At 72.8% G+C, this 16,754-nt stretch carries 18 protein-coding genes; 13 read left to right on the plus strand and 5 right to left on the minus strand.

Annotation, left to right across the window (positions count from 1 at the left end; translation table 11 throughout):
• Positions 1–43: 43 nt before the first annotated feature.
• Positions 44–817 carry an IclR family transcriptional regulator gene (locus RIN46_RS07200; RefSeq protein ID WP_309080161.1) on the minus strand — a complete coding sequence of 258 codons (774 nt, stop codon included), beginning with the start codon at positions 815–817 and terminating at the stop codon, positions 44–46.
• A 105-nt stretch (positions 818–922) separates the two neighbouring features.
• On the opposite strand from RIN46_RS07200, the gene RIN46_RS07205 reads away from it, so the two are divergent.
• Entirely contained in the window at positions 923–1,807 is an 885-nt protein-coding gene (locus RIN46_RS07205; protein WP_309080160.1) for an SseB family protein, read from the plus strand.
• A gap of 134 nt (positions 1,808–1,941) precedes the next feature.
• Here RIN46_RS07205 and RIN46_RS07210 read toward each other — a convergent pair whose 3' ends face one another.
• Positions 1,942–2,307 carry a DUF1844 domain-containing protein gene (locus tag RIN46_RS07210; protein WP_309080159.1) on the minus strand — a complete coding sequence of 122 codons (366 nt, stop codon included), beginning with the start codon at positions 2,305–2,307 and terminating at the stop codon, positions 1,942–1,944.
• Positions 2,308–2,644: 337 nt separating this feature from the next.
• Between RIN46_RS07210 and infC the strand changes: the two genes are divergently transcribed.
• From infC to RIN46_RS07245, 7 genes are all read left to right on the plus strand, one after another.
• Positions 2,645–3,328, plus strand: coding sequence for a translation initiation factor IF-3 (infC, locus tag RIN46_RS07215; RefSeq protein ID WP_375141839.1), 684 nt, complete (start codon positions 2,645–2,647; stop codon positions 3,326–3,328).
• A gap of 176 nt (positions 3,329–3,504) precedes the next feature.
• The gene (gene rpmI / locus RIN46_RS07220) at positions 3,505–3,699 is read left to right on the plus strand and encodes a 50S ribosomal protein L35 (protein WP_309080158.1); all 195 of its coding nucleotides are present in this window, start codon (positions 3,505–3,507) and stop codon (positions 3,697–3,699) included.
• An 87-nt stretch (positions 3,700–3,786) separates the two neighbouring features.
• Positions 3,787–4,455 carry a 50S ribosomal protein L20 gene (gene rplT, locus RIN46_RS07225; RefSeq protein ID WP_309080157.1) on the plus strand — a complete coding sequence of 223 codons (669 nt, stop codon included), beginning with the start codon at positions 3,787–3,789 and terminating at the stop codon, positions 4,453–4,455.
• A gap of 126 nt (positions 4,456–4,581) precedes the next feature.
• Positions 4,582–5,487 carry an RNA methyltransferase gene (locus RIN46_RS07230; RefSeq protein ID WP_309080156.1) on the plus strand — a complete coding sequence of 302 codons (906 nt, stop codon included), beginning with the start codon at positions 4,582–4,584 and terminating at the stop codon, positions 5,485–5,487.
• 137 nt (positions 5,488–5,624) lie between these two features.
• Positions 5,625–6,587, plus strand: a complete 963-nt coding sequence (locus tag RIN46_RS07235) for a cation diffusion facilitator family transporter (protein WP_309080155.1) — start codon at positions 5,625–5,627, stop codon at positions 6,585–6,587.
• Between the two features lie 23 nt (positions 6,588–6,610).
• On the plus strand, positions 6,611–7,066 hold the full coding sequence (locus RIN46_RS07240) for an NUDIX domain-containing protein (protein WP_309080507.1): 456 nt from the start codon (positions 6,611–6,613) through the stop codon (positions 7,064–7,066).
• A gap of 72 nt (positions 7,067–7,138) precedes the next feature.
• Positions 7,139–8,452: an MFS transporter gene (locus RIN46_RS07245; RefSeq protein ID WP_309080154.1), complete on the plus strand. Its 1,314-nt coding sequence runs from the start codon at positions 7,139–7,141 to the stop codon at positions 8,450–8,452.
• 128 nt (positions 8,453–8,580) lie between these two features.
• Here RIN46_RS07245 and RIN46_RS07250 read toward each other — a convergent pair whose 3' ends face one another.
• On the minus strand, positions 8,581–9,813 hold the full coding sequence (locus tag RIN46_RS07250; RefSeq protein ID WP_375141838.1) for an Rv2578c family radical SAM protein: 1,233 nt from the start codon (positions 9,811–9,813) through the stop codon (positions 8,581–8,583).
• A gap of 83 nt (positions 9,814–9,896) precedes the next feature.
• Between RIN46_RS07250 and RIN46_RS07255 the strand changes: the two genes are divergently transcribed.
• On the plus strand, positions 9,897–10,568 hold the full coding sequence (locus tag RIN46_RS07255; protein ID WP_309080153.1) for a pyroglutamyl-peptidase I: 672 nt from the start codon (positions 9,897–9,899) through the stop codon (positions 10,566–10,568).
• On the opposite strand, the gene RIN46_RS07260 is transcribed toward RIN46_RS07255, so the two are convergent.
• Entirely contained in the window at positions 10,565–11,092 is a 528-nt protein-coding gene (locus RIN46_RS07260; RefSeq protein WP_309080152.1) for a hypothetical protein, read from the minus strand. The genes RIN46_RS07255 and RIN46_RS07260 overlap by 4 nt on opposite strands.
• 201 nt (positions 11,093–11,293) lie before the next feature.
• Here RIN46_RS07260 and pheS point away from each other — a divergent pair, with 201 nt between their 5' ends.
• Both pheS and pheT read left to right on the plus strand, forming a co-directional pair.
• Positions 11,294–12,388, plus strand: coding sequence for a phenylalanine--tRNA ligase subunit alpha (pheS, locus tag RIN46_RS07265; RefSeq protein WP_309080151.1), 1,095 nt, complete (start codon positions 11,294–11,296; stop codon positions 12,386–12,388).
• Positions 12,389–12,391: 3 nt separating this feature from the next.
• Positions 12,392–14,935, plus strand: coding sequence for a phenylalanine--tRNA ligase subunit beta (gene pheT, locus RIN46_RS07270; protein ID WP_309080150.1), 2,544 nt, complete (start codon positions 12,392–12,394; stop codon positions 14,933–14,935).
• A gap of 184 nt (positions 14,936–15,119) precedes the next feature.
• On the opposite strand, the gene RIN46_RS07275 is transcribed toward pheT, so the two are convergent.
• On the minus strand, positions 15,120–15,530 hold the full coding sequence (locus RIN46_RS07275) for a hypothetical protein (protein WP_309080149.1): 411 nt from the start codon (positions 15,528–15,530) through the stop codon (positions 15,120–15,122).
• A gap of 93 nt (positions 15,531–15,623) precedes the next feature.
• On the opposite strand from RIN46_RS07275, the gene RIN46_RS07280 reads away from it, so the two are divergent.
• Complete coding sequence (locus tag RIN46_RS07280; protein ID WP_309080148.1) at positions 15,624–16,259, plus strand: MerR family transcriptional regulator; 636 nt, start codon at positions 15,624–15,626, stop codon at positions 16,257–16,259.
• 9 nt (positions 16,260–16,268) lie between these two features.
• A complete protein-coding gene (locus tag RIN46_RS07285; RefSeq protein ID WP_309080147.1) occupies positions 16,269–16,739 on the plus strand; it encodes a YbaK/EbsC family protein in 471 nt (156 codons plus the stop codon).
• Positions 16,740–16,754: the final 15 nt, after the last annotated feature.

The following is a 16,754-nucleotide window of genomic DNA, read 5'->3' on the forward strand; positions in this document are numbered from 1 at the left end:
GGGAGGGCCTCCGGGACGCTGTGTCCGGTATTCCAGACAGGGTTCAGGCGGTGCGGGGGCCGTGCAGGCGCTGGGAGAGGGCGTCCGCGGTCTGGCGCAGGCGCTCGATGATGTGCTCGCGGCGCTCGGGCTCCATCCGGTACGCCAGATAGGTCACCGCGAGGCCGGCGACGGGCAGCCCCCGGTGGTCGAGCGCGGCCATGCCGACCGACGCGAAGTCGTCCGTGACGTCGCCGTCCTCCTCGGCCCAGCCGCGCTCGCGGGTCCGGCGCAGCTCCGCGGCCAGCTGCTGCGGGCCGGTGATGAGCGTCCGCGCCGAGCGGGTGCCGAACGACTGCCGATTCGGGTAGAGGGCCCGGAGCTGCGCCGGGGAGAGACGCGCCAGCATGGAGCGCCCGGACGCGGTGAGATGCGCCGGCATGCGGACCCCGACGTCGGTCACGAGGCTGGGGCGGTGCCGGGCCCGCTCCTCGACCAGGTAGACGACCTCGTGCCCGTCGAGCACGGCCAGGTGGGCGCTCTCGCCGACGTCGTCGACCAGCGTGCGCAGCATCGGCGCGGCCAAGCGGGCGAGTCGGTCCTGGCGGACGTACGCGTTCGAGAGCTCGAAGGCGCTGACGCCCAGACCGTAGAGGTGCTCCTCGGGCAGGTGGACCACGAAGCCCTGGGCCTCCATGACGGCCAGCAGGTGGTAGACGCTGGAGCGCGGCAGCTCGAGCTCGCGGGCGATCGCCGCTGCGCTCACGGGGCGATGGCGCTCGGCCAGCCAGCGCAGGATGCGCAGGGTGTTCTCGGCGGCGGGGACCTTGGAGGCCACGGCGACTCCTCGGGACGACGGGACGGGCCGCGCTGCGGCTCCGGAACCTATCTTGTATCCCAGACTGCCCCGCTGCCAAGTGGGCCCGCCGATAGCATGGAGCCCATGACTGACACCAGCCCCGGATCCGACGGCGGCGCGCAGCGCCATCTGCCCGGCCACATCGCGGCGGCGCTGGCGCGGGCGGGCGAGCGGACCGACTCGGCCGGGCAGCCCTGGGAGGGGCGGGACCTCTCCGGCGAGGGGAACCCGCTGCACAACTTCGACGACGACGACGGCCTCACCGATGCCGGGTACGCCGCCGCGTTGGCGGACCTGGTCGCCGGGCGGGGGAGTGAGGAGGCGGTGATCGCCTCGCTCGCGACGGCCCGCGTGTTCGTCCCGGTCGTCGCCTCGCTCGCCGAGGGCGGGATCGGCGAGCACGGCTTCGCCGAGGACAAGGAGGCGGACATGGCTCTGGTGACCATCAAGGCCCCGGACGGCCGCTCCGCCCTGCCCGTTTTCACCTCGGTCGCCGCGCTGCAGGCGTGGCATCCGGAGGCCCGCCCGGTGGCCGTGTTCGCGCCCCGGGCGGCACTCTCGGCGGTGCAGGAGGAGGCCCAGCTCCTCGTCGTGGACCCCGGTGCGGACGTCACCTTCGTGGTCCGCCGGCCGGCCCTGTGGTCGCTGGCCCAGCAGCGGACCTGGACTCCGAGCTACCGGGACGAGGGCCTCGTGGAGCTCGTGCAGCGGGTCGCGACCGCCGACGAGGCCGTCCAGGTGCTGGCCCTGTCGCCGGGCGGCGGCGTCGCCAGCCGCAGCCGGAGCGGCGACGTCCTCGCCGGCGGCGGCGCCGGGCCGGAGCTGCGCCTGACTGTGACCTTTCGCCCGGGGGTCCCGCCGGAGGCGGCCCGCGAGGTGGCGGGGCGACTGCAGCAGCAGCTGTCCGCCACCCGCGAATTCGCCGAGGCCGTCGACTCGCTCGAGATCCGGCTCGCCTCCGCGTCCTAAAAGAGCGGAGGGCCGGACGGTTCAGCCCGGCACCGGTTGCCCCCCCGGGGGCACGCGCCGCTTAAACACCGAGGGCGGCCCCCGCTGTGCGGGGCCGCCCTCGGTGTACGGACTGCTGGAGTCCTCGGTGCGTCCTAGTTGACCGGGCCCGTGTACTTCTCGCCGGGGCCCTGGCCGGGTGCATCGGGAATCAGCGAGGCCTCGCGGAACGCCAGCTGGAGCGACCGCAGGCCGTCGCGCAGCGGGGCCGCGTGCTGGCTGCCCACCTCCGGGGCGGCCGCGGTGATCAGGCCCGCCAGGCCCGTGATCAGCTTGCGGGCCTCGTCGAGATCCTTGAGTTCCTCGGCGTCGGGCCCCTCGGCGAGGCCGCACTTGACGGCCGCGGCGCTCATGAGGTGCACGGCCGCCGTCGTGATGACCTCGACGGCGGGGACCTCGGCGATGTCGCGGACGGCCGCGGACTCGGGGGCGCTGACCGGATTGGTTTCTTCGGTGCTCATACTGCTAAGCTTGGCACAGACCGACTTGAAACGTGCATTCGCATGCCATGGGTCCCGACCGCTCGGCGGCCGGGAGCGGGGCGTCGATTCACGGATCGAGCATGCAAGTGGAGGCCAACTCCCACCCGCTGCGACCGCGACAGGCCGCCGGGTCGATTCGGTACCGGAGACCACGCGTCTCCGGTCCGCACCCTACGGTGCGGGCAATCGAATTCATGGCCTCCGCCTGCCTCGCAGACGGAGGCCTTTTCCGTTGGCGGGCGGCATCCAGTACACGAACAAGCAGGAGTGACACATCAGCGATCCACGCATTAACGATCGAATCCGCGTCTCCGAGGTGCGGTTGGTTGGACCGAACGGTGAACAGGTGGGCGTAGTTCCCACGGACGACGCGTTGCGTCTCGCGGCGGAAGCCGACTTGGACCTGGTCGAGGTTGCGCCCAATGCGAAGCCTCCGGTGTGCAAGCTGATGGACTACGGCAAGTTCAAGTACGAGGCCGCCGTCAAGGCTCGCGAGTCCCGGAAGAACCAGACGAACACGGTTCTGAAGGAGGTCCGCTTCCGCCTCAAGATCGACAAGCACGATTACGAGACGAAGAAGGGCCATGCTCTCCGCTTCCTGGCGGCGGGCGACAAGGTCAAGGCCATGATCCAGTTCCGCGGCCGTGAGCAGCAGCGCCCCGAGATGGGCATCCGCCTGCTGCAGAAGTTCGCCGAGGACGTCGCCGAGGTCGGTGCCGTGGAGTCCACTCCGCGGATCGACGGCCGCAACATGGTCATGGTGATCGGCCCGCTCAAGACGAAGGCGGAGGCCAAGGCCGACGCGCGTCGTCAGGAGCAGAAGGACGAGGCCCGCCGTGCCCGCAAGGAGCGCGTCGACACGCAGCAGGGCGAGCCGGAGATGACGCAGTCGCTCGCGGACAACATGTCCGAAGAGGACCGCGCGAAGCTGGCCCAGGCGTCCGGGGAGTCCGCCGAGGCGGCCGAGCCGGAGACGCCCAAGTCGGGAGAGGCCGAGTAACCCTCGGCTCGAACTCCTCCGCCTGCCGCTGCGACGGCGGGCGGCACCAGAAGTTTCACTCGTCGCGGATGCGTCCGTGACGGAGTGCGCATTCACCCTGGAGGGCATCCGAGCACGGATGCCCGCAACAGATCCCCGGCCTTCCGGCACGGGAGCACGTAAGGAGAACGGCGGATATGCCGAAGTTCAAGACTCACAGCGGTGCCAAGAAGCGCTTCAAGCTCACCGGCAGCGGCAAGCTCAAGCGCCAGCAGGCCAACCGCCGCCACTACCTGGAGCACAAGCCCTCCACGCTGACCCGCCGCCTCAAGAGCGACCAGCTGGTCGCCAAGGCGGACGTGAAGACCATCAAGCGGATGCTGGGCCTCTAGGCCGCACGGCCACCGGACGAAGACAGACACCCGTCCCGCAGGACGCCCCCACGGGCGCGCGGGACAACTAGATAAAGGAGTACACACGTGGCACGTGTGAAGCGGGCGGTCAACGCCCACAAGAAGCGTCGCGTCGTTCTGGAGCGCGCCAAGGGCTACCGCGGTCAGCGTTCGCGCCTGTACCGCAAGGCGAAGGAGCAGCTGCTCCACTCGTTCGTCTACAGCTACAACGACCGCCGCAAGCGCAAGGGCGACTTCCGCCGCCTGTGGATCCAGCGCATCAACGCTGCAGCCCGCGCCAACGGCATGACCTACAACCGCCTGATCCAGGGCCTCAAGGCCGCCGAGATCGAGGTCGACCGCCGCATGCTGGCCGAGCTGGCCGTCTCCGACGCCGCCACGTTCACCACGCTGGTCAAGCTGGCCAAGGACGCCCTGCCGAGCGACGTCAACGCGCCGGCCGCCAAGGCCGCCCAGTCTGCTCCGGCCGCCAAGAGCGCCCCGGCCCCGAAGGCCGCTCCGGCCGCCGCCGGCGACATCGCCGTCTCGGACAACGAGGGCGCCGTGAAGGCCGTCGAGGGTGAGGACGCGCCCGAGGGCTACGTCATCAAGGGCAACCAGTCGAAGAAGTACCACGTGCCGGGTTCGACCTGGTACGACCAGACCACCGCCGAGTGGTGGTTCAACTCGGTCGAGGCCGCCAAGGCCGCCGGCTTCGAGCCCGCCGGTGGCGAGTCGCGCCAGCAGTGGAAGTAGGTCGGACTCGCGTCTGACACTCCGGCCGCCAGGCCGACGCTCGAGGGGCGGGATCCGCGGATCCCGCCCCTCTTCGCATGTCCTCCCCGGCATCGCCCGGGACCTCCACCAGATAGGGTCACTCGCATGAACGACGACGCAGGCCGGCCCCCGGTCATGGCCAACCCCCGCGCCGAGCGCGTCCGGGAGGTGGCGCGGCTCGCGACACGCAGCGGCCGCAGCCGCTCCCTGCGCTTCCTCGTCGAGGGCCCGCAGGCCGTCCGCGAGGCCGTCCGGCTGCACCAGGAGCGCAGCACGGATGGAGGCGACGCCGTCGTGCACCAGATCTACGCGACCCCCGAGGCCGCCGAGCGGCACCCCGACCTGCTCGCCGACGTGCCCGGCGTCGAGCCGCGACTGGCCGAGCCCGCGGTGATCGCCGCGATGGCGGACACGGTCTCGCCGCAGGGGATCGTCGCCGTCTGCCACCAGCCGCAGGCCGGGCTCGTGGACGTGCTCGCCGCGAAGCCGCGCCTGATCGCGGTGCTGTGCGAGGTCCAGGACCCGGGCAACGCGGGCACCATCCTCCGCGCCGCCGACGCGGCCGGGGCCGACGCCGTCGTCGCGACCACCGGCAGCGTCGACCTCTTCAACCCCAAGGCCGTGCGCTCGACCGTGGGCTCGATCTTCCACCTCCCGATCGTCACCGGCGTCGACTTCGACGACCTGGCCGCCACGCTCCGCCGGAGCGGCACGGGCATCCTGGCCGCGGACGGCTACGGCAGCGCCGATCTCGACGAGCTCCAGGACCGCGCCGCAGCGCACCGCCTGGGTTCCCCCGACGATGCCGATCCCGTCCTCGAGCGCCCGACGGCGTGGCTGTTCGGCAATGAGGCCGCAGGCCTGGGCGAGCAGCAGCTCGAGGCGGCCGACCTGCGCGTCGCCGTCCCGCTCTACGGGGTCGCCGAGTCCCTCAACGTCGGCACGGCCGCGACCGTCTGCCTCTACGCGTCCGCCCGCGCCCAGCGCAGGAGCCGCCGGCCGGGGCAGTAGGCGCCCGGCGCGCTCGGGCGCGGCCGTATCTCGGCAAAGCCCTCGGGTCGCCGATAGGATCGCCAGCGAGGAACGCCGGCCACGCACGGCCGGCCGCCGCCGCCCGGCGGCGACTACAGACGCGAAGGGAACACACGATGGCAGCATCCGGCGGTACCAAGGCGGTCGTCGCGGCGCTCTGCGCCAACCTGACGATCGCAGTCTTCAAGTTCGTGGCCTGGGTCGTCACCCAGTCGTCCTCGATGCTCGCAGAGGCCATCCACTCCGTCGCGGACTCCGGCAACCAGGTCCTCCTGCTCGTCGGCGGCAAGGCCGCGAAGAAGCAGGCGAGTCCCGAGCACCCCTTCGGGTACGGCCGCGAGCGCTACATCTACTCGTTCATCGTCTCGATCGTCCTCTTCAGCGTCGGCGGGCTGTTCGCCCTGTACGAGGCCTGGCACAAGTTCAAGGACCCCCACGGCATCGAGGGGCCCTGGTGGTGGGTCCCGCTGGCGGTCCTGATCGGCGCGATCATCGCGGAGACGCTCTCCTTCCGCACAGCGATCATCGAGTCCAACCGGGTCCGGGGGGACAAGTCCTGGACCGAGTTCGTGCGGCGCGCCAAATCGCCGGAGCTGCCGGTCATCCTGCTGGAGGACCTCGGCGCGCTCCTGGGCCTCGTGTTCGCCCTCATCGGCGTCACCCTCACCCTGCTCACCGGCGACGGACTCTACGACGCGCTCGGCACCGCCGCCATCGGCGTCCTGCTCGTCATCATCGCCGTCGTGCTCGCGGTGGAGACCCGCTCGCTCCTGCTCGGCGAGTCCGCGACCAAGGAGCACGTGGCCGCGATCGAGGCCGCGATCCGCGAGGACGGGACCCACATCATCCACCTCAAGACCCTCCACATCGGCCCCGAGGAACTGCTCGTCGCCGGCAAGATCACCGTCCGGCCCGAGGCGGACGGGCAGCAGATCGCGGACGGGATCAACGCGCTCGAGGAGCGGATCCGCGAGGCCGTGCCGATCGCGCGGGTGATCTACCTCGAGCCCGACGTCAGCCGGACGGCACCGCAGCCGGAGGAGGCCTCCAGCCTCGAGGGTCCCCGGCCGGTCGAGTGAGCCAGACGCCTGCCGGCGACGGCATGCACGACGGCGGCGCCGGCGGGGACGCGGACACCGGCGAGCGGCTCCGGCAGATCGTGGGGGCCGCGCTCGTGGACCGACTCGAGGCGCCGACCCGGCTGCTCGTCGCCCGCCGGACCCGCCCCGCCGCGCTGGCCGGGCTGTGGGAGTTCGCCGGCGGCAAGGTGGACCCGGGGGAGACCTGCGAGCAGGCGCTGGTGCGTGAGCTCGCGGAGGAACTCGGGGTGACCGCGCGCCTGGGCGCGGAGATCGCCGGGCCGCTGGCGCAGGGCTGGCCCCTCGCCGGCCGGGCCGCCATGCGGGTCTGGTTCGCGGAGGCCGACGCCGGACAGCCCCTCCCGCGCGAGGACCACGACCTCCTGCGCTGGCTGCCGCTGGACCGCAGGGCGCTGGCGGTCGACTGGATCCCGGCGGACCTGCCCATCGTCGAGGCGCTGCTCGACCAGACCTCCTGAGGGCGCCCCGGCCGGGGCCGACCCAGCCGTCCCGGTCCTGACCTGCGCTCCCGGGCTGGCACAATCGAGGGCATGGTCGAAAAAGCGTCGCCGCCGCCCGTGTGGCGCATGCCCGGTATGCCCGCCCTCCTGCTGATGACCGCGTTCGGATTCTCTGGCTTCTCCGTCCTGATGCCCACGGCACCGCTCTGGACGCTCGAGGGCGGTGCCGGCACCGACGGGGCCGGACTCGTCAACGGCATGCTCATGCTCTTCACCGTGCTCGCCCAGCCGTTCGTGCCCTGGGCGCTGCGGCGCTTCGGATGGGGAGCCGTGCTGACCACGGGGATGGTCCTGCTCGGGGCGCCGCCGCTGGTGTTCGCGCTCTCCGCCGACCTGCCGAGCGTGCTGGCCCTCTCCGCGGTCCGCGGCCTCGGATTCGGCATCCTGACCGTCTCCGGCAGCACAGCCGTCGCCGAGCTCGTGGAGCCGGCCCGCCGCGGCAAGGCCGTCGGCGCCTACGGGCTCGCCATCGCGGTGCCGCAGGTCGTGCTCCTGCCGGCGGCCCCTTGGATCGCGCAGAACGTGGGCTTCTGGCCCGTGTTCCTCCTCGGCGCGCTGCCGCTGCTGAGCATCCTGCCCGCCTTCCGCCTCGCCGGGCACCTCGGCGCCCTGCCGGCGGCTCCGGAGCACCCGGCCGACGAGGTCCAGACCGCCCGCCGCTTCCTGCCGCTGGCCCGTCCGATGGCCCTGCTGCTGGCGGTGACCCTCGCCGGCGGGGCGTTCATCACCTTCGCCCCGCAGATGAGCTCCAACCCCGGTGCGACGGCCATCGGACTCCTGCTGCTCACGCTCACCGCCGCGGTGAGCCGGTGGGGGTTCGGCGGCCTTGTGGACCGCTTCGGGGCCCGGCCCTTCATCCTGCCGCTCGTGGTGCTCACGATGGCGGGACTGGCGCTCGGCGCCTGGGCCGTGGAGGATCCCGAGCAGACCGTCATCGCCGCGCTGATCGTCGCGATGGCCGTCGTGGGCATCAGCTACGGCGGGCTGCAGAACCTCACGCTCGTCGAGTCGTTCGCGGTGGTGCGCCGTCGCGACTACGGGGTCGCCAGCGCCGTGTGGAACGTGGGGTTCGACGCCGGCACCGGACTCGGATCCGTCCTCGTGGGAGCGCTCGCAGCCGGCTGGTCGTTCCCGTCCGCGCTGCTCGCCTGCGCCGCGTTCTCGCTCGTCACCGTGCCCCTGGCGCTGGTCCGGCACCGCCGCCCGGCCGGCGTCGACGACCCGGATCCGGCGGAGCCGCGCAGCGGCCTGCACTCCCTGGTCGAGAAGGACGGCGGCGTCGAGAAGGAGGGCGGCGTCCCGGGGAACGAGGAGGGGTCCGGTCCCGCCGACGGGCGGGGATGACTGGCGCTTGGGGCCCTGTTCTCGGGGCCCTGTTCCCGCGCCCCGGTGCTCGGGGTCCTGTTCTCGCGGCCCGGTGCTCGGGGCCCGGTTCTCGCGGCTCTGCGCTCCGCCCCTCTGGTCTCGGGAGCCTAGAAGAGGGCCGCCTGGCCGGGCAGCGGGGCTGTCGCCGCGTCGCTGGCACGGGCCGCACCCGTGCGGTCGTGGACCGGGCCGGCCGTCCGCGTGCCGCCGCCGGGGCCTCCACCAGCGGTCCCACCGCCGAGACTGTCCTCCGTGACGCTGCTGCGCCAGCCGGCCGATCCCAGGCCGTGGCGCCGCTTCAGTCCGGAGGCCTTCCCGGTCAGCCAGCTGCGGTACTCCTTCGAGGCCACCGCCCCGCGCCGGTAGACCTCCCGGTAGCGCGGGACCAGGTCCGGCCGCTGCTCGGTGAGCCAGGCGAAGTACCACTCGCGGGCGCCGGGGCGCAGGTGCAGGGCGCCGACGGTGATGCGGGACGCGCCGGCGGAGCTGACCCGCTCGAACAAGGAGTCCAGCGCGGCGTCAGAGTCGCTGAGCCACGGCAGGATCGGCATCGCCATGACGTGACAGTCGACGCCGGCACCCGCCAGCCGCTCCAGCAGGCGCAGCCGGGCGGTCGGCGACGGCGTCCCGGGCTCGACGCGCGCGCTGAGCGCGTCGTCGGTCATAGCGATCGAGAGTCCCACGCCCACGGGCACGCGTTCGGCCGCGCGGGCGAGGAGGTCGACGTCGCGCGCGAGCAGCGTCCCCTTGGTGAGGATGGAGAAGGGCGTGCCGTAGGCGGAGAGGGCCTCGATGATGTCCGGCATGAGACGGTAGCGCCCCTCGGCCCGCTGATACGGGTCCGTGTTGGTGCCCAGGGCCACGTGCTCACGCCCCCAGGACGGGCGCCGCAGCTCGGCGCGGAGGACCTCGGCGACGTTCCGCTTGACGACGACCTGCGAGTCGAAGTCGCGGCCGTAGTCGAGGTCCAGATAGGTGTGCGTCTTGCGCGCGAAGCAGTACACGCACGCGTGGGTGCAGCCGCGGTAGGGGTTGACGGTCCAGCGGAACGGCATGTTCGAGGACTCGGGCACGCGGTTGAGGGCGCTCTTCGCGACGACCTCGTGGAACGTCATCCCCTCGAACTCGGGGGAGCGCACCGTGCGCAGGACGTTCGGCAGCTGGATCAGCGGCTCCGTCGAGACCTGGTCGGCGCCGGGACCTCCGGCGCCGGAGGCGAGAGGGTGCAGATGCGGGACACCGGCCTCGGCTTGGACAGCCTGGGCCTTGGGGGACACCCGGCCGGTGCCCGCATCCGGCTGGCCGGTCGAGGACCGAACCAGCTGAGCTTCCCATCTCACGCATTCATTAGAACACATCTTCGAATGCGGCGTCCAGTGGATCTTCGAATTCGAATCCGGGACGGCCGCGCTAGCATGGCGGGATGATCCTCCTGACCGGCTTCGAGCCCTTCGACGGCGCCGAGACGAATCCCTCCGCCGAGGCGGCCCAGCTGGCCGCGCATCAGCTCATGAGCGAGGGGACGGACGCGGTCGCGGTCGTCCTGCCCTGCACGTTCGGCCTCGCCGGCCGGCGCCTGCGCGAGGCCGTGGAGGAGACGAACGCCGACGTCGTCCTCGCCACGGGGGTCGCCGCCGAGCGCCGGCGCATCTCGCTGGAGGAGGTCGCGGTCAACCGCATCGAGGCGAGGATCCCGGACAACGCCGGCGCGCAGCCGGTTGGCGTCCCCTGCGTTCCCGGGGCGCCGGAGGAGTACCCCAGCACGCTGCCGCTGGAGCGGATCCTCGCCAAGCTCGAGCTCTCCGGACTGCCGGCGGAGCGGTCCGACTCGGCGGGGCGGTACGTCTGCAACCAGGCCTTCTTCGAGCTCATGCACCACGCCAGCGCCGGAGCACCGCGGGTGGCGGGGTTCATCCACGTCCCGGCCGAGGGAACGCCCTATCCCGACGGGGCCGACACCGAGGAAGCCGTGAGTGGGGCGTGGACCGTCGGCGCCATGGCGCGCGCGCTGGAGATCGCCGCGAAGGTGTCGATGCACGAGGCGCGGCACCCGGGCGACGACATGCCGGTCAGCTCCGCGTCGTCGGAGGACTAGCGCGGCGGCCTGCTCCGCGACCGACGACCCGTCCCCCGCGCCGCGGCGGCGAGCTGCCGGCCGCGCCGCCGCCAGGGGATGGGCGGTGCCTCGCAATAGCCTCCCCGCTGCAGTCCGGCCGCGCGCTCGAAGACGTTCCGGGAGGCCGGATCGCCGGTCCGCAGCCAGGACCATCCGGCCGCAGCGAAGTAGAGCGGCAGGAACGGCAAGCCTCCGCACAGTGCGTACTGGGTCGCGTGCGCGGCCTCGTGCCGCATCAGGTCAGGCCGGTGCTCGGGCGCGCCCACGGCGGGACGGAGGACGACGACGCTGCCGACGGTGAACGCGGCCGCCCTGGGCAGCGGCCCCTCGAACCCCTCCGCCACCCAGAGTCCGGCTGGCCGAGCGGCCCCCGGTGCGTAGGGGCGGACCCGGCAGCGCGCGGCCCGGGCGATCGCCAGGCCGAGCGGCGTCGTGAGGTTGGCCCAGTTGAGCGCGGCGCGCACCCGACCCCACTCGATCGGGGCGGGGCATCGGGTCGGCATGGCCCCACGCTACCGGGCCGGTCCGCCCGCCGGAACGCCGCCCCGCGGCCCTCGCCGCCGCCCGTGCGGCGACCCGCCCTGCGATCCGCCCGCGCGACGTCGTCGTTCCCGTCGGGTTTCAACTCGTGTGGGGCCCCTGCTCTAGACTGGGCGGGAATCCACCACACCTCCATCGGAAACTGCAAAGGGCTGTACTCACCCATGTCTGACGCCACGTCGGCGACCGCCGACGCACCCGAAATCCAAGAAGGCGCTCCGGCGGTGCCGCACCCCACGGACGAGGCCGCCGTCGGCGCCGTCGTCGACGCCGCCCTCGCCGCCATCGCCGCCGCCGGGAACCTGGCCGAGCTGAAGCAGGCCCGCCTGGCCCACACCGGCGACAAGTCGCCGCTGGCACTGTCCAACCGGCAGATCGGCCAGCTGGACAAAACCGAGAAGGCCGTCGCCGGCAAGCTCGTCGGTGCCGCCCGCGGCCGGGTGAACAAGGCCCTCGCCGAGCGCACCGCGGTGCTGGAGGAGGAGGAGGCCGCGCGCATCCTCGTCGAGGAGACCGTCGACGTCACGGCGGCCCCGCGCCGCCGTCGTGCCGGGGCCCGGCACCCGCTCTCGATCCTGCAGGACCGTGTCTCCGACATCTTCGTCGGGATGGGCTGGGAGATCGCGGAGGGCCCCGAGGTCGACTCCGAATGGTTCAACTTCGACGCGCTGAACTTCAAGCCGGACCACCCCGCACGCGAGATGCAGGACACCTTCTTCATCGAGCCGGCGGATGCCCACCTGGTGCTGCGCACCCACACCTCGCCGGTCCAGGTCCGCTCCATGCTCGAGCGCGACCTGCCGCTGTACGTCCTGTGCCCGGGGCGCACCTTCCGCACCGACGAGCTGGACGCCACCCACACGCCGGTCTTCCACCAGTTCGAGGGCCTCGCCGTCGACCAGGGTCTGACCATGGCGGACCTGCGCGGGACGCTCGAGCACTTCGCGCGCCAGATGTTCGGGGCCGAGGCGCGGATCCGCCTGCGCCCGGCCTACTTCCCGTTCACCGAGCCGAGCGCCGAGCTGGACATCTGGCACCCCGGCGCCAAGGGCGGCCCTCGCTGGATCGAGTGGGGCGGCTGCGGCATGGTCAACCCCAACGTCCTGCGGGCCGCCGGGATCGACCCGGAGGAGTACACCGGGTTCGCGTTCGGCATGGGCGTCGAGCGCACCCTCATGTTCCGCAACGACGTCGACGACATGCGCGACATGATCGAAGGCGACGTCCGCTTCAGCCAGCACTTCGGGATGGAGATCTAACCCATGCGTATTCCGCTCTCTTGGCTGCGCGAGTTCGCGCAGGTACCGGCCGACGCCACGGCCGAGGACGTCATGGCGGACCTGGTCCGGGTCGGTCTCGAGGAGGAGGACGTCCACCGTCCCTCCGACGAGCTGTCGGGGCCGATCGTCGTGGGGCAGGTCCTCTCGCTCGAGAAGGAGCCGCAGAAGAACGGCAAGACCATCAACTGGTGCCAGGTCCGGGTCGTCCCGGAGGGCGCCGAGCAGACCCTGACCGGCGAGGGCATCGACCCCTCCGGCGTGCAGGGCATCGTCTGCGGCGCCCACAACTTCGAGGTCGGCGACAAGGTCGTCGTCACGCTGCCCGGCGCCGTCCTGCCCGGGGACTTCCGGATCTCCCCGCGCAAGACCTACGGCCACGTCTCGGCCGGCATGATCGCCTCCGCGCGCGAGCTCGGTCTCGGCGACGAGCACGACGGCATCATCGTCCTCTCCGATCTCGGGCTGGACCCGGAGATCGGCATGGACATCTTCGAGCTCCTCGGGCTCGACGACGAGGCCGCCGAGATCAACGTGACACCCGACCGCGGCTACTGCTTCTCCCTGCGCGGCGTCGCCCGGGAGTACGCGCTCGCCACCGGGACCGCGTTCGTGGACCCCGTCTCCCGCGTGAGCGTGGACGAGCCCACTGGCGAGGACTACCCGGTCCGGCTCGAGGACCAGGCGCCGATCTACGGCACCGCCGGATGCGACCGGTTCGTCGCCCGCACCGTGCGCGGCGTTGACCCGACGCGCCCGACGCCGCCGTGGATGGCCTCCCGCCTGCGTCTCGCCGGCATGCGCTCCATCTCGCTGATCGTGGACATCTCGAACTACGTCATGCTGGAGCTCGGTCAGCCGCTGCACTTCTACGACGCCGAGAAGCTCCGGGGCCCGATCGTCGTCCGGCGCGCGAACCCGGGCGAGAAGCTCGAGACCCTCGACGGCAAGGTGCGCGAGCTCTCCACCGAGGACCTGCTGATCACCGACGACCGCGGGGCCATCGGCCTCGCCGGCGTCATGGGCGGCGCCGAGACCGAGGTCGGCGACGGGACGTCGACCGTGCTCATCGAGTCCGCGCACTTCGACGCCATCTCGATGGGCCGGACCCGTCGTCGGCACCGCCTGCCGTCCGAGGCGTCGAAGCGCAACGAGCGCGGCGTCGACTGGGCGCTCGCCGACGTCGCCGCCCAGCGTGCCGCCGACCTGCTCGTCGAGCTGGCCGGCGGCACGGCCGAGACCACGGTCACCGACGTCCAGGTGCGGCCGGAGCCGGCGGTCATCGACCTGCCGGACGGATTCGCGGCCCGCCTCATCGGGATCGACTACACCCGCGAGCAGCAGGTGTCGGCGCTCGCCGGGATCGGTGCCGACGTCCAGGAGTACGACGCCGGCCTCCGCGTCACCGCGCCCACCTGGCGGCCGGACCTGGCCATCAAGGAGGACCTCGTCGAGGAGATCGCGCGGCTGGTCGGGTACGACCAGATCCCCGCGACCCTCCCCGTGGCGCCCCCCGGCCGCGGCCTGACCCGCACCCAGCAGCAGCGCCGCCGTGTCCTCCAGGGCCTCGCCGACGCCGGACTGACCGAGGTGCTGAACTACCCGTTCGTCTCCACGGCCCAGAACAACCGGTTCGGCACTCCCGTCGAGGGCGAAGAGGTGCCGGCGGTGAAGCTGGCGAACCCGATCTCCTCCGAGTTCGGCTACCTGCGCCGCTCCCTGCTCCCCGGCCTGCTGGAGGCGGCGCGCCGCAACCACGCCCGCGGCTTCCGCGACCTGGCGCTGTTCGAGGCCGGCCTCGTCTTCGAACCCGGCGAGCAGCTCGGTTCCGCGGTTCTGCCGCCCCTGGGCGCCAAGCCCGCGGACGAGGTCCTCGACGAGCTCTACGCCGGCATCCCGGAGCAGCCCTGGCACCTCGGCGGCGTGCTGACCGGCCACGAGGCGCCCCCGGCGGCCGGCTACGCGCCGCGGCCGTGGGAGTGGTCGGACGCGCTCGATGTCGCACTGACCGTCGGCGAGCTGCTCGGCGTGGAGGTCGTCGCCGCGCAGGGCCGCCACCAGGCGTTCCACCCGGGCCGGACCGCGCGGCTGTCGCTGCGCACGGGCGAGCACATCGGCTTCGCCGGCGAGCTGCACCCGGGCCTGCTCAAGGAGCAGGACCTCCCGGCTCGCTCGGCGGCGTTCGAGCTGGATCTGGAGGCGCTCATGGAGGCGGCGGCCGACGTCGTCGTCGCCCGTCCCATCTCCACCTTCCCGGTCACCACGCAGGACGTCGCGCTCGTCGTGGACGAGGCCACGGTCGCCGGGGACGTGCTGGAGACCCTCCGCGAGGGCGCCGGCGAGCTGCTCGAGGACGTCGCACTGTTCGACGTGTACTCGGGCGCCGGCATCGAGGACGGGCGGAAGTCGCTGGCCTTCGGGCTCCGGTTCCGCGCGGCCGACCGCACGCTGACGGCGGACGAGGCCTCGGAGGCGCGCGCCGCCGCCGTCGCGCTGGCCGCCGAGCGTCACGGGGCGGTCCAGCGGTAGGGGGCGCCTGCGGCGTCGTACGACGGCGCACCGCTCCTTGCGAGGCAGCGCAACCGACCACGTAGCGCAACCGATCACGGAGGGCGCCCGATCACGGCGCGTGCCACAGGGCGGCGGGCATCGGCCCGCCGCCCTGTGTTTTTCGCAGGTGGTGCCGCCCGCGGGCAGGGCCGTCTGCGGGTGCTCAGGCCCGCCCGGCGGCGAGGGCCCCGATGCCGGCGGCGAGCAGGCCCGCCGTGAGGACCGCGGCTCCGATCGGCACGAGGACAGCGGCCCGGCCGGGCCGCTGCGGATCCTTGCCCAGCACCCCGAGGAAGAAGCCGGCCGGCATGAGGATGGCCGCCACGGGGACCCCGGAGCGGGCGAGCCAGGTGGCCCACGCGGGCAGGTCGAAGGCGTCGGTGTACGGCAGGATCGCCAGGGACAGGACGAGGAGGACCGCGGCGTGCGCGTGCCCGGCGCGGTACCAGTTCTTCTGGAGGTCGTTGGCGGGGTGGCCGCCGGTCGTGACGCGCAGCAGGAACGCGCCGCCGGACTCGACCGTGATGAGGGCCAGCAGGAGGATGCCGGCCAGGGTGAGGGTCGCGGGCTCCATCGAAGTGCCTTCCGTGGGAATGGACGCTGCCGTAGCGTTGGGTACCAGCACTATCTACGATAGATAGCAGAGCTATCCATGACAAGGGGTGGAATGCGGATCTCCGAACTGGTTGAGCGCACGGGTGTCCCGCTGGCGACCGTGAAGTACTACCTGCGCGAGGGGCTGCTGCCTCCGGGGCGCGCGGTCGGGGCGAAGCTGTCGCTCTACGGCGAGGAGCATGTCCGCCGACTCGCGCTCATCCGCGCCCTCCGGGACACCGCCGGCCTCCCGCTGGCCGGCGTGCGGACGGTCGTGGCCGTCATCGACGAGCCGTCGCCGGACCCCGTGGCCTCGCTCGGGCGCGCGGTGGCCGCGCTGCCGCCCGCGATCGCCGAGGACCGGCACGGGCCCTACCCCCGCGCGGCGGCTGTGGCGCGGGAGATCGGCGAGCACATCGATCCCGAGAGCACGGCCATGGCCCAGCTCGAGGACGCCCTCGCCGCGGCGGAGTCCGTCGGCCTGGGCATCAGCCCCGAGCGGGCCCGCTGCTACGCGGAGCACGTGCGCGCCATGGCGGAGTACGACGTCGCGCACGTGCCGTCCGGCGAGGCGGCGCGGTCCATCGAGCACGTGGTGCTGGGCACCGCCCTGTACGAGCCGGTCATCGCCGCCATGCGGCGCCTGGCCCACCAGGACGTGGCACGGTCGGCGGGCGCCGGGGGAGTGCGCGCGGAGGCGGAGGACTAGGCTGGCGGCATGACTGAACTCGAGACGCCCGCCGTCCGCGCGGCGCGCGAGGCCGGCATCGACTTCGAAGTGACGCGGCACGGCCCCGTCGGCAGCCTCGAGGAGGCCGCGGCGGCACGGGGCATCGAGCCGCGGGACCTGATCAAGACCCTGGTCCTGCGCCGTTCCGACGAGGACTACCTCCTGGTGCTGATCCCCGGCGACCGGAGGTTCTCCTGGCCCAAGGTCCGTGCCCTCCTGGGCACGAGCCGCCTGTCGATGCCGGACGCCGAGGTCGCGCGCCGGGTCACCGGCTACGAGCGCGGCACCATCACACCGTTCGGGACCAGCGTCCCGCTGCCGGTGGTGGCGGACGAGCATCTCGTCGGACGGCGCGTCTCGATCGGCGCCGGGGCGCACGGGGCGGGCCTGACGGTCCACGGGGACGACATCCTCCGGCTCTTCGAGGCCAGGGTCGCCGACATCTCCGACGTCCAGTAGGCCGCCGGGCCGGCG

The organism is Zhihengliuella sp., from assembly GCF_031178195.1.
In the GTDB taxonomy this organism is placed as follows: Bacteria; Actinomycetota; Actinomycetes; order Actinomycetales; family Micrococcaceae; genus Zhihengliuella.

What these genes read in the sequence shown, in the direction of transcription:
- RIN46_RS07280 (WP_309080148.1), top strand. Translation starts at nt 15,624, where the DNA reads ATGCGGATCTCCGAACTGGTTGAGCGCACGGGTGTCCCGCTGGCGACC.
- RIN46_RS07210 (WP_309080159.1), bottom strand. Translation starts at nt 2,307, where the DNA reads ATGAGCACCGAAGAAACCAATCCGGTCAGCGCCCCCGAGTCCGCGGCC.
- RIN46_RS07260 (WP_309080152.1), bottom strand. Translation starts at nt 11,092, where the DNA reads ATGCCGACCCGATGCCCCGCCCCGATCGAGTGGGGTCGGGTGCGCGCC.
- rpmI (WP_309080158.1), top strand. Translation starts at nt 3,505, where the DNA reads ATGCCGAAGTTCAAGACTCACAGCGGTGCCAAGAAGCGCTTCAAGCTC.
- pheT (WP_309080150.1), top strand. Translation starts at nt 12,392, where the DNA reads ATGCGTATTCCGCTCTCTTGGCTGCGCGAGTTCGCGCAGGTACCGGCC.
- RIN46_RS07255 (WP_309080153.1), top strand. Translation starts at nt 9,897, where the DNA reads ATGATCCTCCTGACCGGCTTCGAGCCCTTCGACGGCGCCGAGACGAAT.
- RIN46_RS07245 (WP_309080154.1), top strand. Translation starts at nt 7,139, where the DNA reads ATGGTCGAAAAAGCGTCGCCGCCGCCCGTGTGGCGCATGCCCGGTATG.
- RIN46_RS07235 (WP_309080155.1), top strand. Translation starts at nt 5,625, where the DNA reads ATGGCAGCATCCGGCGGTACCAAGGCGGTCGTCGCGGCGCTCTGCGCC.
- RIN46_RS07275 (WP_309080149.1), bottom strand. Translation starts at nt 15,530, where the DNA reads ATGGAGCCCGCGACCCTCACCCTGGCCGGCATCCTCCTGCTGGCCCTC.
- RIN46_RS07240 (WP_309080507.1), top strand. Translation starts at nt 6,611, where the DNA reads ATGCACGACGGCGGCGCCGGCGGGGACGCGGACACCGGCGAGCGGCTC.
- RIN46_RS07285 (WP_309080147.1), top strand. Translation starts at nt 16,269, where the DNA reads ATGACTGAACTCGAGACGCCCGCCGTCCGCGCGGCGCGCGAGGCCGGC.
- RIN46_RS07230 (WP_309080156.1), top strand. Translation starts at nt 4,582, where the DNA reads ATGAACGACGACGCAGGCCGGCCCCCGGTCATGGCCAACCCCCGCGCC.
- RIN46_RS07205 (WP_309080160.1), top strand. Translation starts at nt 923, where the DNA reads ATGACTGACACCAGCCCCGGATCCGACGGCGGCGCGCAGCGCCATCTG.
- pheS (WP_309080151.1), top strand. Translation starts at nt 11,294, where the DNA reads ATGTCTGACGCCACGTCGGCGACCGCCGACGCACCCGAAATCCAAGAA.